Consider the following 14,396-nt stretch of genomic DNA (forward strand, 5'->3'; position numbering starts at 1 on the left):
CGTGCGACCAGGCTCCGGCAGGAGCCAGGTCGCACGTCCCCCGCGCCCCGGAAGGTGCGGTTCAGACCTCGTCGGCCGGCTTGTCGGCCTGGGCCTTCTCGGCGTCGGCCTTCTCCGCGGCGGCCTTCTCGGCCTCGGCGGCGGCCGCGGCCTCGGCCTTCTCCGCCTCCTGCTGGGCCTTGAGCGCCTTCTGCTCGGCCTTCTGCTCCGCCTTGCGCTCGGCCTCCGCGCGCTTCTTGTCGTCGGTCAGCTGCCGCTTGGCGGCGGTGGCGTAGATGTCGACGTACTCCTGGCCGGACAGCCGCATGATCTCGTACATCACCTCGTCCGTGACCGAACGCAGGATGAAACGGTCGTTCTCCATGCCCTGGTAGCGGGAGAAGTCGAGCGGACGGCCGATCCGGATGCCCGGGCGGATGCCGAAGTTCGGCACCACCTGGCCGGGCGGCTGGACCTTCTCGGTGTCGATCATCGCGACCGGGATCACCGGCGCGCCGGTGGCCAGTGCGACGCGCGCCAGGCCGCCGACCTTGCCCCGGTAGAGCTTGCCGTCGGGCGAGCGGGTGCCCTCGGGGTAGACCCCGAACAGCTCACCGCGCTCGATCACGGCGACGGCGCTGCGGATCGCGGCCTCGCCGGCCCCCCGGACACCCGACCGGTCCACCGGCAGCTGGCCGACGCCCTTGAAGAAGGCGGCGGTGAGCTTGCCCTTGAGCCCGGGGGTGTTGAAGTACTCCGCCTTCGCGATGAAAGTCACCCGGCGCTTCATCAGCGCGGGCAGGAAGAAGGAGTCCGAGAAGGAGAGGTGATTGCTCGCGATGATCGCGGGCCCGTCGTCGGGGATGTTCTCGGCACCCTCGATCCACGGCCGGAAGAAGATCCGCAACAGCGGTGCGACGATCAACTTCATCACTCGGTAGAACAACCGGTGCCTCCTGTTATGCGGACCGGTCGATCCTAATGCTTACCGGCTGCCGGTCGTGCACCGGCGGTCCGGTCGGGCCCCGCGGCCGGGCTGTACGGCGCGGGCGGCCCGTGGGACGATGCGGCTCCGGCCCAGTGCCCGAACGCCCGCACGGCTCGCAGGTCCCCCGGCGAGTCCCGCTGCGGACACCCCCGCACCCTCACCCGCGCACCCGCTCAAAGGAGCCCGAAGATGCCGCTGCTTCCCGGCGCAGAACCCTTCCAGCACCGGGGCGGGCCGATCGGGGTGCTGCTCGTCCACGGGTTCACCGGCTCCCCCCAGTCGCTCCGGCCGTGGGCCGACCGGCTGGTCGAGGCCGGGTACACCGTCTCGCTGCCGCTGCTGCCGGGCCACGGCACCCGCTGGCAGGACATGCAGACCACCCGTTGGGAGGACTGGTACGCCGAGGCCGACCGTGCGCTGCGGGAGTTGACGGCGAGCTGCGAGCAGGTCTTCGTCTGCGCCCTCTCGATGGGCGGCTCACTGGCCCTGCACCTGGCCGCCCAGCACGGCTCCGCCGTGTCCGGGCTGGTGCTCGTCAACCCGTCCGTCCGCTCGGACAACCCCGCAAGTGTGCTGTTGCCCGTGCTGCGGCACGTGGTGCCGAGCCTGCCCGGTGTCGCCAACGACATCGCGCTGGAGGGGTCCACCGAGGTCGGCTACGACCGGACGCCGCTGCACGCCGCCTGGTCACTGACCCGGCTGTGGCAGACCGTGCAGGCCGAACTCCCGGAAATACGGCAGCCGGTGCTGCTGTTGCACAGCCCGCAGGACCATGTGGTCTCGCCGGCCAACTCGGAGTTGGTGCTCGCGCGGATATCCTCGACCGATGTGACCGAGCTGCTCTGCGAGCGCAGCTACCACGTGGCGACGCTGGACCACGACGCCGAGCTGATCTTCGGGGCGAGCCTCGATTTCATCCGGCGGCTGACCCCGGCGACCGCCGAACTGTGAGTGCCGAGAACCACCAGGGCTGAAGGGCCGGCCGTGCGCGAGAGGCAGTGCTGATGAGCGGGGCGACAGGCGGCGACGAGGAGCTGCCCGCGGACGGCGGCGCGCTGGGCGGTGCCCGGGGCGAGCCCGCGGGCGAGCCGGTACGCCGTCCCGCGGCGGGCAGCCAGGCCGAGCAGGACGCGATCTTCGCGGCCCTGGTCGCCCAGTTCGACGACCCGGTGGATCTGAACGACCCCGCGTGGCCGGAGATCGAGAACCTCCGCTCGAAGAACGACCTCGCCGACCTGGCCCCGCAGCCCCGGCCGCGTCCGGCCTCGCCGTCCACGCCGTCCGACCGGGGCCCGCGCGACTACCAGGCCGCCGAGGACCCGGACGAGGGCCACTTCGTCCCCCCGGAGCCCCCGCCGCTGCCGCCGGCCGACACCACGGCCAAGTTCGCCTGGCTCGCCGTCCTCGGCGGCCCGGCCCTGCTGCTCTTCGACGCCCTGTTCTGGCGCGAGGTCTCGGGCTGGCCGGCCTGGGTCGGCGTCTCCGCCTTCCTCGGCGGCTTCGTCACCCTGGTCGTCCGGATGAAGGACCACGACGAGGACGAGCCCCCGGACCCGACCGGCGGCGCGGTCGTCTGAGCCCGGCCCCGGCGCGGGTCGTAGAGTCGGCAGAGGCAGACTCGCGAACCCGCCCGGGGAGGTGAGGCCGATGACCGGCCCGACCGCCGACCGCCCGCACATGCCCGGGTACGGCATCCTCCCCGCCGGCCAGGGCACCGGGTTGCTGCCCTGGCCGTGGGCGGAGCAGCGGCTGACCGCCTCCCACGACTACTGGGTGTCCAGCGTGCGGCCCGTCAGGCGGCGCCGGCCGGTGGCACCCGCAGGACGGCCAGCACCGGGAGGTGGTCGGTGGCGGTCACCAGGTCGGCCGGGGAGATGCCGGGCATCCCCTGCGGGACGCCGCTGGCCAGGACGCGCAGGCCCGGGGTGGCGAAGAAGGCGTCCAGGCGCTGGTACGGGTCGCCCGGCGCGGAGGTGTAGGTGCCGCCCCAGGGCGCGGCCACGTGGGCGTCCTGGAAGTCCTCGGCCAGCCGCCGCCAGCCCGGGTCCTCGGGGTGCTCGTTGAAGTCTCCGCCGATGACGCCGTGCTCGCCCGGCCCGAACTGGCCCGGCAGCAGGGCGAACTGACGCAGCCGCTCCTCGGGGTCGACGCTCAGGTGGCAGCTGGTCACGGCGAACGGCGCCGAGCCGCCGACCCGGACCAGCGCGGTGGCGAAGCCCCGGGCGTGCAGCCGCCGGGTCTTGGGGAGCAGCCGGTCGCGGGTCTCCAGGACGTCCACCCCGAGCGTGCCGAGCAGCAATGGCCCGGCGGCGATCCGGCCGCCGCCGGAGAGGATGACCAGGTCGGTCTCGTGGGCGAGCCAGGCCGCCTGGCCCTCCGGCCGCCAGTAGCGCGGCGACTCCTGGATGCAGACCAGGTCGGGGGCGCAGGCCCGGATCACCCGGACCAGGGCCTGCCGGTCGTCGCGCTGCGAGCGGATGTTGTAGCTGAGCAGCCTGACCACCCGTCCACCGTCGGGATCGTCCCCGGAGGGCGGCAGGGCGGGCAGCACCGTCGGCAGGCTCACCCGGCCAAGGCTAACGGCGAGCCGGGGACGCCCGCCCCCAACTCGCCGTATTCGTCCGTGGGACATCGCACCGGACGCCGGACGGGACGTCAGATCCGGGCCAGGTCCCCCGCGCCGACGATGCCCGCCGCCGAGCCCATCGAGGCCAGCACGACCTCCGCGCGCGGCCGGTGCACCCCGCCGGTCAGGTACGTCTCGTACGCCTTGGCGACCGGGTCGAGCAGCAGACGGCCGGAGTCGGAGACCCCGCCGCCCAGCACGAAGACGCCCGGGTCGAAGAGCGCGGCGAGGTCGGCCATACCCCGGCCCAGCCAGTCGGCCAGCTCGTCGTAGCACTCCAGGGCGAGCGGGTCGCCGTCCTGGGCCGCCTCGGTGATGTGGATGCCCCGGATGGTCTCGGCGACGTCGTCGTTGAGCTCCAGCATCCGCTTGCCGGCGATCGGGTCGGCGGCCGCCTTCTCCCGCCCGTAGCGGCGCAGCGCGCGGCCGGAGCCGTACTGCTCCCAGCAGCCCTTGCCGCCGCAGCCGCAGGGCAGGCCGTCCGGCACCATGTTGAGGTGGCCGATCTCCCCGGCCACGCCGAACCGGCCGCGGTGCAGCCGCCCGTCCAGGACGATGCCGCCGCCGATGCCGGTGCCGACGGTGATCAGCACCATGTCGGAGTGCGCGGCCGCCGCACCGAAGCGGAACTCCGCCCAGGCGGCGCAGTTGGCGTCGTTCTCGACCACGGCACCGAGGCCGGTCAGCTCCTCGATCCGGCTCTTCAGCGGCTCGTTCTCCCACGCGATGTTGGGCGCGAAGATCACGGTGGAGCGGTCCCGGTCGACGAACCCGGGGGCTCCGACACCCACGGCGGCCACCTCGGGGTACTTCTCCCGGAGCTCGCGCACCGCCTGCGCGATCGCGTCGACCGCCCACTGGGGGTCGGCCGGGGTGGGTACCCGAGTCCGCGCCAGGATCTCGCCGTTCTCGTCGACCACGCCGGCCGCGATCTTCGTCCCGCCGACATCGACGCCGATGGTCAGAGCCATGTGTCCCTCAGCTATTCACTCGTTCCCGCTGAGCGGAACGGTACCCGCTGAGCGGGCCCGCGTACACACCGCTGCCTACATTATCCGAAGACAATCTGCCGCAAAGCGAACTTTAGGACTTCAAAAGTCGTACGATTTCCTTCGGTGGGTGACTGATCGGGACCGCTCTGCCACGGGTGCTGAACTGCGAGTTCACTACTTGTCTGACGGCTCGTCAAGGTCGATGCGCTCACCGTCGGCGTGTCCGGGGGCCGCCCAGCGGCGCTCCTGCCCGGCGACCACAGCCCGGTAGGCGGCGAGCAGCTCGCCTCCGGCGGCGGCGAGATGGCCGTACACCTCCGGATTCTGCTCACGCAGCCGGCCGCCCAGCTCCTGGGCCTTCTCCCCCACGACCGCCGCGAACCTGCGGACCTCCTCGACCAACGGGTCGAACCCCGCGCCGAACGGCTGGTCGGACTTCACGTCCTGGTCGGTCTGCGGTTCATCGGCCATCGGGCACTCCCTCGGGGGCGGCAGCAGCCACCGTCGGCCACCGCGATGTCCGCCGACGCTACCGGATGGGCGGCGGCCCATCCGTACGCACGGGGGCGCAGCCCAACCGTGTGCACACGGGCAACCAGAACAGGGGCGCGGGGAACTGCGCGCGCAACCGTGCACGGACGTCGTGCCTCGGTCGCGCAGTTACCCGCGCCCCTGGGTGGTGCCTGGTTACTGCGTGAGCGTCTGCGCAGGCCAGAGCGCCGGGTCCGGGGTGAAGCGGACGGAGAGGGTGCCGTCCGCCAACCCCGCGCCGCTGACCGTACAGCGGCGCAAAGCGGAGGGCAGCGCCAGCACCCGGCGGTATCCGCCGATGCCGACCACCAGTTCGTCGCCGCGCCGGACGAGGTCGAGGTCGGCCCGGTCCGCGCCGGGGAGGGCGAGCCGCCAGATCAGCAGCCCGTCCGCGGCGAGCCGGTCCTCGACCGGCCAGGGCGTCCCGTGCGGGGCCGGGCCGTCGTCGTCGCCGTACAGCTCGGCGGCGACGCCCTCCAGGGTGGCTTCGGGCCGGCGGCAGACCAGCACGGGTACGTCGAAGTCGCCGGCCAGCTCGGCGAGCCGCTCGTGCTGGCGGGTGGCGAGCGCCGCGAGCCAGGGGTCGGGCGAGTGGAGGGCCGCCTCGGGCAGCGCGCGGTGGGCGACCAGCGAGTCCAGCCGGTGCCCGTGCAGGGCGAGTCCGGCGCGGATCCGGCGCAGTTCGTCGGGGCTGTGGGTCTCGGCGTCCAGGACCAGGCGGACGGAGGTGCCGGGAGCCTCGATCACCGCGCGGGCCTCGGCCAGCGCCTTCGCGGCCCAGCCGCGCGCCTCGTACAGCCACTCGGCGGGTGCCGGCAGCCCGGCGAAGGCGGCCAGCAGCGGGCGCAGGGCGCGGGCGGCCTGGCGCTGCTCGGGCACCAGGCGGGCGAGGTACCGGTCGAGCTGTTCGGGCAGGGCGAGCGCGGCGATCAGTTCGGCGGGCTGCGGTGCCGCGACCACCAGGACGTCGGCGTCGGCGGTGCGCAGCGCGCGGAGCAGCGCGAGGTGCCGCGTTCCGGGGAGCGGGGTGAGCTCCTCGGGGTCGAGCGGGTCGGCGCCGATCAGGTCGAGTGCCGGGGCGAGGCGTCCGCCGAGCTCGCCGAGCGCGCCGCGGAAGGCCGCCTGCTCGTCGACCCGGGCCGCCGAGAGGTGTTCGGCGTACCGGACGGGGTGCTCGCCGAGCCGGACGCCGAGCACGGCGTCGACGGTGCGGTGCGGGTCGTCGGCGGCGAGCAGCAGGGTCCGGCGGCCCCGCTGCGCGGAGTGCAGCGCGGTGGCGGCGGCGACCAGCGCCGAGCCGTCGCCGCTGACCAGGATCGTCCGGGCTGCCACTATCCCTCGACGCGCTTCTTCAGGCCGGCCAGGGCCCGGTCGATGATGACCTTCTCCGCCTTGCGCTTGATCATGCCCAGCATCGGGATCTTCACGTCGACCGCGAGCTGGTAGGTCACCTCGGTACCGCCGGAGACCGCGGCGAGGCTGTAGGAGCCGTCCAGCGAGCGGAGCATCTGGCTCTTCACCAGGGTCCAGCCGACCTCGCGGTCGCCGTCCCAGGTGTAGGCGAGCACGTGCTCGTCGCGGATCGCGCCCGCGTCCAGCAGCAGGCGCACCTCGGCGGCCCGGCCGTCGGCGGCGGTCGCCAGCACCTCGATCTCCTTGACCTCGCCCGTCCACTCCGGGTAGGCGGCGAAGTCGGCGATCACGGCCATCACCTCGGCCGGGGTCGCGGCGATGGTGATGCTCGACCTGGTGTGTTCCGCCATGGAACGGTCCTCCGCGTCTTCGTCAGGTGTGCGCCCAGGGCAGGTTATCGCGCCCGGGGTACGGCACCGCCCCGTGGGGCGTCGGGGCCGCGCCCGTTACCGGCGGGTTACCGGCGCACTGTCATATGGTGCGAGACGGAACCATCCGGGCCGGGACCTGCGGTGTGACTCTTCGAACACCGGAGCCGACTCCCCTGGCCGAATCCACCTACCGGGCAGTAACGTCCTGCCGTCCCGCAGCGTCGCAGACGAGGAGCAGCCTTGCTCGAGTTCAGCCTTCCGGCCCGCTACCAGGTACCGAGCGGCGGTAACCTCTCCGACCTCGTCCACCAGAACGCCGAGCAGCACCCGGATGTCGCCGTGCTGAGCCGCAAGGCCGACGGCACGTGGACGGACCTGACGGCTGTCCAGTTCCTCGCCGAGGTGCACAGCGCCGCCAAGGGCCTGATCGCCGCCGGCATCGCGCCCGGCGACCGGGTCGGCGTGATGTCGCGCACCCGCTACGAGTGGACGCTGCTGGACTTCGCGATCTGGTGCGCGGGCGCGGTGACCGTGCCGGTGTACGAGACCTCCTCGGCCGAGCAGGTGCAGTGGATCCTCGGCGACTCCGGCGCCGTCGCGGTGGTGACCGAGACCGACACCCACGCCGCCGTGGTGGCCGGCCTGCGGGACAGCCTGCCGGAGCTGAAGCACACCTGGCAGATCGAGCGGGGCGCACTGGCGGCCCTCGCCGAGGCGGGCCGCGAGGTCGCCGACGCCACGGTGGCCGAGCGGCGCGCGATCCCGACGGCCGACTCGCTCGCCACCATCGTGTACACCTCCGGCACCACCGGGCGCCCCAAGGGCTGCGAGCTGACCCACGGGAACTTCCTGGCCGAGCTGGGCAACGTGACCGACCGGCTGGCGCCGCTGTTCCGGACCGGCGACAGCTCCGTCCTGCTCTTCCTGCCGCTGGCGCACGTGCTGGGCCGGATCGCCGAGATCGCCGCGGCCATAGCGCCGATCAAGCTGGGCCACGTCTCGGACATCAAGGACGTCACGGCCGAGCTGGCCTCCTTCCGTCCGACGCTGATCCTGGGCGTGCCCCGGGTGTTCGAGAAGGTCTTCAACACCGCCAGAGCCAAGGCGCAGACCGACGGCAAGGGCAAGATCTTCGACCAGGCCGCCGACACCGCCATCGCCTACAGCCGGGCGCTGGACGCGGGCGGCCCCTCGCTGGTGCTCAAGCTCAAGCACAAGGTCTTCGACCGGCTGGTCTACGGCAAGCTGCGGGCGGCGCTGGGCGGCCGGGCCACCCACGCGATCTCCGGCGGCGCGCCGCTCGGCGAGCGGCTGGGCCACTTCTACCGGGGCATCGGCTTCACCGTGCTGGAGGGCTACGGCCTGACCGAGACGGCGGGGGCGACGGCGTTCAACCCGCACGACACCCCGCGGATCGGCTCGGTCGGCCAGCCGCTGCCCGGCTCCACGGTGCGGATCGCCGAGGACGGCGAGGTGATGTTCAAGGGCCCGCAGGTGTTCAAGGGCTACTGGAACAACCCGACGGCCACCGCCGAGGCGCTGCGGGACGGCTGGTTCGCCACCGGCGACCTGGGCACCCTCGACGCGGACGGCTTCATCGTGATCACCGGCCGGAAGAAGGAGATCATCGTCACGGCCGGCGGCAAGAACGTCGCCCCCGCCGTGATCGAGGACCGGATCCGGGCGCACGCTCTGGTCGGCGAGGTGATGGTGGTCGGCGACCGCAGGCCGTTCATCGCCTGTCTGGTCACCGTGGACGAGGAGTTCTTCCCCAAGTGGAAGGAGCTCAACGGCAAGCCCGCCGCCGCCACCCTGGCCGAGCTGTCCGAGGACGCCGACCTGCTGGCCGCCCTCCAGTCGGCCGTGGACGACGGCAACCTCGCCGTCTCGCACGCCGAGGCGGTCAAGAAGTTCCGGCTGCTCGACACCTCGTTCTCCGAGGCCAGCGGGTACCTGACGCCCTCGCTCAAGCTCAAGCGCAACCTGGTGCTGAAGGACTACGCGGCCGAGATCGAGGCGCTCTACCAGCGCTGAGGCCCGGCCCCGCGGGGCTTTTCGAGGGGCGCGGGGTGCTGCGCGACCAACCGTGCACGGATATCGTGCCCCGGTCGCGCAGGACCCCGCGCCCCTTGGGGTTCACGCCGCCAGGAGGGACGTGAGCCGCCCCGCGAGGGTGTCCCAGCGCCAGGAGCGCTCGACCCAGCGGCGGCCGGCCTCGCCCATCCGGGCCCGGAGCGCCTCGTCGTGGAGCAGCCGGACGATCCGCTCGGCCAGCACGTCCGCCGAGCGGCCCGGGACGACGTACCCCGTCTCGCCCTCCAGGACGGCGTCCGGGGCCCCGCCGGAGTCCCCGGCCACCACCGGCAGCCCGGTCGCGGAGGCTTCCAGGTAGACGATTCCCAGGCCCTCCACGTCGAGGCCGCCCCGGCGGGTCCGGCACGGCATCGCGAAGACGTCACCGGCCCCGTAGTGCGCGGGCAGCTCCGCCCACGGCACGGCGCCGGTGAACCGCACCGAGGAGGCCACCCCGGTCGCCTCGGCCAGCTTCTCCAGATCGGCCTGGTAGGGGCCGCCGCCGACGATCAGCAGGACCGCGTCCGGCACGTCGCGCAGGATCTGCGGCATCGCGGTGATCAGGGTGTCCTGTCCCTTGCGCGGCACCAGCCGCGAGACGCAGACGACCACCGGACGGTCGGTGAGCCCGAGCCGGGCCCGCACCTCGGCACCGCCGGAGTCCGGCCGGAAGGTCTGCTCGTCGACGCCCGGCGGCAGCTGCACCATCCGCTTCGCCGCCTCCGGCCCGACGGCCGCTGCGATCCGCGAGCGGGTGTACTCGCCGAGGTAGGTGAGCGTGTCGGTGCCCGCGCCGATCCGGCGCAGCAACTGCCGGGAGCCCGGCAGCTGGGCCCAGGCCGCCTCGTGGCCGTGCGTCATGCCGAGCAGCCGCCCGGCGCCCGCCCGGCGCAGCGCGGGGGCCATCAGGCCGAGCGGCGCGGCGGCCCCGAACCAGACCGAGTCGCAGCCCTCCGCCCTGAGGATCTCGGCCGCCCGCCTGGTCACTCTGGGTGTCGGCACCATCATCTTCGTCCGGTCCCGGATCACCTGGAAGGGCTGCTCGGCGTCGAAGCGCGCGGTCTCACCGCCGTCCCGCCAGGACGAGGCGTACACCACAATGCTCCCGGCCGGCTGCCGGACGGCCATGTTGTGGACGAAGGCCTGGATCCCGCCAGGACGGGGCGGGAAGTCGTTCGTGACGATCAGGGTCTTGTGCATGCCACGGCTCGCTCGGTCGGGGGGTGCTCGGTGTACCGGTCGGTGATCCGTACCATAGGTCACCACCACCGCTCGTCGGGAACGCCATCAGGCCACGCACCGTTCGAAGAAGGTCGCTCCGTCAGTCTGCCGGAGCGGCCGGGGGCAGCAAGCTCGGAACGCTTGCGGTGAGTGACGCCCGCGTGTGGCATCCGAGACGAACGAGGGAGCGAAGTGGAGTTGGTTCCGGCCGGCGACCCCGGCACCACCGGCAACAGCGGCAGCACCGCGCTGTCTGCGGCTCCCCCGCAGGCCGGTGGCGCACTCTGGGGGCTGGGTGCGGGCTGGATCGTCACCCGGGTACTGATCGTCCTGATGGTGCTCGGCATCATCAAGATCTCCGGGGCCGACGTCACCGCCGACGTCTCGGTGATCTACCACGGCTGGTACGAGGTCCTGCAGACCGGCACCTTCCCGCTGGACGACGTCACCTGGCAGTACCCGCCCGGCGCGGCACTGGTGATCATGCTGCCCGGGATGCTGCCTTGGTCCTACCTGATCTCGTTCTTCGTGCTCTGCGGCGTCTTCGACGCACTCGCCATGGGCCTGCTGATGCGGGCCGGCACGCGCAAGGGCCGCAGCTTCACCGGCGCCTGGGTCTGGGTCGCGGGGGTGCCGCTGCTCGGGCCGACGGTCTACTGCCGGTACGACATCATCGTCACCGCCGTCGCGGTGGCCGGGCTGCTGGCCGTGCTGCGGCGCCCGGCGCTCGGCGGGGTGCTGCTGGGGCTGGGCGGGCTGGTGAAGGTCTGGCCGGTGCTGGCCCTCGCGGGCACGCCGCGCGGCCGCCGGACCAAGCGCTCCTGGACCTCCGCGCTGGCCGCCCTCGGCTCGCTGGCCTTCCTCCTCGCGGCCGGCATGAACGGCGCCTTCGAGTTCCTGAAGTTCCAGGCGAACCGGGGTATCGAGGTCGAGTCGGTGAGCGCCCTGCCGCTGCACTTCGCCCGCCTCGCGGGCGGCTGGCACGGGCAGGTGTCGATGAACTACGGCTCGCTGGAGATGCTCGGCCCGTGGGTCTCGGTGATCTCCAAGGTCTCGGTGGCGGCCACCGTGCTCGGCTTCGGCTGGCTGCTGCTCTGGCGGCTGCGCGCCCAGCGCTGGCAGCCCTCCACCACGTACGACGCCGCGCTGGCGGCGCTGCTGGTGTTCACCGTCACCAGCCGGGTGATCAGCCCGCAGTACCTGGTCTGGCTGGTCGGGATCGCGGCGGTCTGCCTGACCGTCCGGGGTACCAGCCAGAAGCCGGTCGCGCTGCTGATCCTGGCCGCCACCGCCGTCACCACGCTGGAGTTCCCGGTGCTCTTCGGCCAGGTGCACGCCAGCCAGCCGATGGGCGTGGCCGTCCTCACCCTGCGGAACCTGCTGCTGCTCGCCGCCACCCTGCTCTCCTGCCGCCGCCTCTGGCGCTCCACCCGCGCCCCCGAGCCGGCCCGCACCGTCGTCCTCCCCGCCCTGGAGGCCGCCACCCCCGGCAGCTACCCCGTCCGCCCGGGCATCGCCTACGAGCAGCACCTGCTGGACGGAATCGACACCGCGGCCCCTGCGGGCAAGTAGGGGTTCCCACCAGGGGCGCGGGGAACTGCGCGACCAGGGCACGACGAAGGTGCACGGTTGATCGCGCAGTTCCCCGCGCCCCTGCTGTGGTTGCCCGTGAGCGCAAAGTTCCCCGCGCCCCTGCTGGGTGCTCACCGACCGGGGCGTCAGCCCAGGGTGTCCCGGAGCCAGGCGGTCCAGTGCTGGACGAACGCGGCCAGGCTCAGGCCCAGCTGGGCCTTGAGCAGGGCGTCCAGCCACTGGTCACGGTCGGCGCCCGGGGGCCGGGCGCCGACCTCGCGGTAGAAGGCGACGAGCCGGCTCTCGCCGTGGTCGGCGGCGATCAGGGAGCAGGCCGACCAGCCGAGTTCGTAGGCCTGGGCGATGCCGGCGGAGCCGGCGGTGAAGTCGGCGTCGGCGGGGAGGGCCTTGGGGAGGCGGCCCGCCCGGACGTCCTTGGCGAGCTCCGGGGCCACCTGCCGGGGGGTGCGGTCCGTCCCCCGGTACCCGGTGTAGTCGGCGACGCCCTCGGAGAGCCAGAGGGGCGTCCAGGGCTTGGTGTCGGCCCGGGTCGCGACGTGGGTGGTCTCATGGGTGGTGACGACCCGGCGGCCCAGGTCACTGAGGATCGCGTACGCGTCCGGGTTGAGCAGCACCCGGTCGGCCGCGGTGCGGTGGGGGGCTCCGGCGGCGGCGGTGGTGACGGCGGCTATGCCCTGGTAGTCCTCGGCGCGGACGCCCAGCAGCCGGGCGAACTGCTGCTCGGAGCCGGGTATCTCGGCCACCAGCCGCCCGGCCCATCCGCTGCCCCAGACCTCGCTGACGGCCGGCACCGCCCGGTCCAGCAGCGCCACCGTCGGGGCCAGGCCGCTCTGGTCGTCCAGGCCGAGCAGCAGGCTGTGCGCGCCACGGGCCACCCGGACGACGCCCAGGTCCCAGAGCGCGGCGGGCCCGAGGGGCTCGTCCCCGGAGAGCAGCCAGCCGCCCCCGAGCCGGACGAAGGACAGGGTGCGGGTGAGCACCGCCGGGTACTCGTCGTTGTCCCGCAGGCGGTAGGCGAACTCGGCGGTGGCGGTGAGCGGCTCCGTGCGCCCGGGCTCCGGCTCGGTGAAGGAGGTCAGCCGGTAGTCGGCCGCCGCGAACGGCACCTGTGCCAGGCGCTCGTACGCCTGCTGCTGGGCCGGCCCGGCCTCGGGTGCGACGGTGGCGAGCAGCCCGGCCCGGTCCTGCGCGAGCAGGGCCCCGGAGCGCCGGGCGAGCAGCGCCTCGACGGCCGGGCGGACGGAGGGCGGCGCGGCGGCCCCGGTGACGCCGGTCGCCGGGGGGCTGCCGAGCGGCAGCGAGAGCTGGGCCAGCCCGCCTGCGGCGAGCAGCAGCGCACCGCGCCGGGACAGCGGCGGGCGGCCCGACCCGGTGGTCCGGGGCAGGTCGCCGACCAGCTGTTCGCCCGGTTCACCGGGGTCGCCCGCCGTTGGTTCGCGCTCCTCGACCGCTGCGCCGTCGGTGCTCAGGGCCGGACCACCGCGCTGACCGGCATGTGGCTGACGCTCTCGTAGCGGACCCGGGCGCCCGGGTAGGGGGCGTGCACGACGACGCCGTCGCCGGCGTACATCCCGACATGGTGCGCGTCCCTGTAGAAGATCACCAGGTCTCCCGGTCTCGCCTCGGACAGGCTCACTCGCTGCCCCGCGTTGGCCTGTTCCTGCGAGGTGCGCGGCAGGCTCACTCCCGCCTGCCGCCAGGCCCAGTACATCAGACCGGAGCAGTCGAAGGACCCGGGCCCGGTGGATCCGTAGACGTAGGGCGAGCCGATCTTCCCGACGGCCGCCGCCAGCGCGGCGGCGGCGCGGTCGGAGGGGGCGGCCTGGTTGCCGAGGTCGATCCGGTCGGTGCCCCGGGTGGCGCGGTTCTCGGCCTCCTGGGCGTCCTGGGCGGCGAGCCGGGCCCGCTCCTCCTCGCCGAGGCTGTTCAGCAGCTGCTGGGCCTGGGACAGCCGCTGCTGGACGTCGCGCTTGCTCTCCGCAAGGGAACGGCGGACCTGGTCCAGTTCGCCGAGCTTGGCGGTGGTCTCCGCCCGGCGCTGGTCCAGCCGGCGCTGGCGGTCGAGCAGCTGGTGCAGGGTGTCCCGCTGCCGCTCGGCGGCCTGGTCCAGGGTGCGGGCCCGGCTGAGGTAGGCGGCCGGGTCGGAGTCCAGCATCAGCTGGACGGTCGGGTCCATGCCGCCCGCCCGGTACTGGGCGGCCGCGACCGCGCCGAGGTCGGTACGCAGCCGGTTGAGCTCGTCCTGGCCGGCCGCCACCTCGCTCTGCAGCGCGTCGGTCTCGCCCTGCAGCCGCTTCTGGTACTCCGCGGCCTTGTTGACCTTCTCCGAAGCCTGCTCGGCCTCGTCGTAGAGCTGGTCGACCCGGGCCTTGACGTCCTTCTTGGACGGTGGCTCGGCGGGCGCCCCGGGGGCGGCCTGGGCGGCGCCGCCGCCGACCACCAGACCGAGCGCGCTGGTGGCGGCCGCGGTGAGCACCAGCGCCCGGGCCAGCCGGTTCACGCCCGGCAGCGGGGAACGGCGGTTCATCGGCATCCGGCGACGGCTCCATCCCTGCGGCGGGACCGCCGCCGCCGCCCGGGCCGGGCGGTCGTCCTCACGGAGGTCCGGG

Annotated in this window: 13 protein-coding genes; 4 read left to right on the top strand and 9 right to left on the bottom strand. The window is 73.6% G+C overall.

The window, feature by feature from the left end:
* Positions 1 to 61: 61 nt before the first annotated feature.
* Positions 62 to 910: a lysophospholipid acyltransferase family protein gene (locus tag ABD330_RS29370; protein ID WP_344469256.1), complete on the bottom strand. Its 849-nt coding sequence runs from the start codon at positions 908 to 910 to the stop codon at positions 62 to 64.
* A 246-nt stretch (positions 911 to 1,156) separates the two neighbouring features.
* Between ABD330_RS29370 and ABD330_RS29375 the strand changes: the two genes are divergently transcribed.
* Together ABD330_RS29375 and ABD330_RS29380 are read left to right on the top strand one after the other, a co-directional pair.
* Positions 1,157 to 1,918, top strand: a complete 762-nt coding sequence (locus tag ABD330_RS29375; protein WP_344469209.1) for an alpha/beta hydrolase — start codon at positions 1,157 to 1,159, stop codon at positions 1,916 to 1,918.
* Positions 1,919 to 1,971: 53 nt separating this feature from the next.
* Positions 1,972 to 2,544: a hypothetical protein gene (locus ABD330_RS29380; RefSeq protein WP_344469211.1), complete on the top strand. Its 573-nt coding sequence runs from the start codon at positions 1,972 to 1,974 to the stop codon at positions 2,542 to 2,544.
* 215 nt (positions 2,545 to 2,759) lie between these two features.
* On the opposite strand, the gene ABD330_RS29385 is transcribed toward ABD330_RS29380, so the two are convergent.
* The 5 genes from ABD330_RS29385 to ABD330_RS29405 form a co-directional block, all read right to left on the bottom strand.
* Complete coding sequence (locus ABD330_RS29385) at positions 2,760 to 3,533, bottom strand: endonuclease/exonuclease/phosphatase family protein (protein WP_344469213.1); 774 nt, start codon at positions 3,531 to 3,533, stop codon at positions 2,760 to 2,762.
* Between the two features lie 89 nt (positions 3,534 to 3,622).
* Entirely contained in the window at positions 3,623 to 4,564 is a 942-nt protein-coding gene (locus ABD330_RS29390) for an ROK family glucokinase (RefSeq protein WP_344469215.1), read from the bottom strand.
* Positions 4,565 to 4,759: 195 nt separating this feature from the next.
* Positions 4,760 to 5,056, bottom strand: coding sequence for a DUF5304 family protein (locus ABD330_RS32590; protein ID WP_425555679.1), 297 nt, complete (start codon positions 5,054 to 5,056; stop codon positions 4,760 to 4,762).
* A gap of 216 nt (positions 5,057 to 5,272) precedes the next feature.
* Positions 5,273 to 6,448, bottom strand: coding sequence for an ArsA family ATPase (locus ABD330_RS29400; RefSeq protein ID WP_344469217.1), 1,176 nt, complete (start codon positions 6,446 to 6,448; stop codon positions 5,273 to 5,275).
* Positions 6,448 to 6,879 (bottom strand): SRPBCC family protein, encoded by a 432-nt coding sequence (locus ABD330_RS29405; RefSeq protein WP_344469219.1) that lies wholly within the window; start codon positions 6,877 to 6,879, stop codon positions 6,448 to 6,450. Before ABD330_RS29405 ends, ABD330_RS29400 begins: the two co-directional genes overlap by 1 nt.
* Before the next feature lie 261 nt (positions 6,880 to 7,140).
* On the opposite strand from ABD330_RS29405, the gene ABD330_RS29410 reads away from it, so the two are divergent.
* The gene (locus tag ABD330_RS29410) at positions 7,141 to 8,934 is read left to right on the top strand and encodes an AMP-dependent synthetase/ligase (RefSeq protein ID WP_344469221.1); all 1,794 of its coding nucleotides are present in this window, start codon (positions 7,141 to 7,143) and stop codon (positions 8,932 to 8,934) included.
* A gap of 102 nt (positions 8,935 to 9,036) precedes the next feature.
* Here ABD330_RS29410 and ABD330_RS29415 read toward each other — a convergent pair whose 3' ends face one another.
* Positions 9,037 to 10,173, bottom strand: coding sequence for a glycosyltransferase family 4 protein (locus ABD330_RS29415; RefSeq protein ID WP_344469224.1), 1,137 nt, complete (start codon positions 10,171 to 10,173; stop codon positions 9,037 to 9,039).
* A gap of 213 nt (positions 10,174 to 10,386) precedes the next feature.
* On the opposite strand from ABD330_RS29415, the gene ABD330_RS29420 reads away from it, so the two are divergent.
* Entirely contained in the window at positions 10,387 to 11,766 is a 1,380-nt protein-coding gene (locus tag ABD330_RS29420; protein ID WP_344469225.1) for a glycosyltransferase 87 family protein, read from the top strand.
* Positions 11,767 to 11,912: 146 nt separating this feature from the next.
* On the opposite strand, the gene ABD330_RS29425 is transcribed toward ABD330_RS29420, so the two are convergent.
* Both ABD330_RS29425 and ABD330_RS29430 read right to left on the bottom strand, forming a co-directional pair.
* Positions 11,913 to 12,893 carry a hypothetical protein gene (locus ABD330_RS29425; RefSeq protein WP_344469227.1) on the bottom strand — a complete coding sequence of 327 codons (981 nt, stop codon included), beginning with the start codon at positions 12,891 to 12,893 and terminating at the stop codon, positions 11,913 to 11,915.
* Between the two features lie 359 nt (positions 12,894 to 13,252).
* The gene (locus tag ABD330_RS29430) at positions 13,253 to 14,320 is read right to left on the bottom strand and encodes a C40 family peptidase (RefSeq protein ID WP_344469228.1); all 1,068 of its coding nucleotides are present in this window, start codon (positions 14,318 to 14,320) and stop codon (positions 13,253 to 13,255) included.
* Positions 14,321 to 14,396 lie beyond the last annotated feature (76 nt).

The organism is Kitasatospora kazusensis, from assembly GCF_039529945.1.
In the GTDB taxonomy this organism is placed as follows: Bacteria; Actinomycetota; Actinomycetes; order Streptomycetales; family Streptomycetaceae; genus Kitasatospora; species Kitasatospora kazusensis.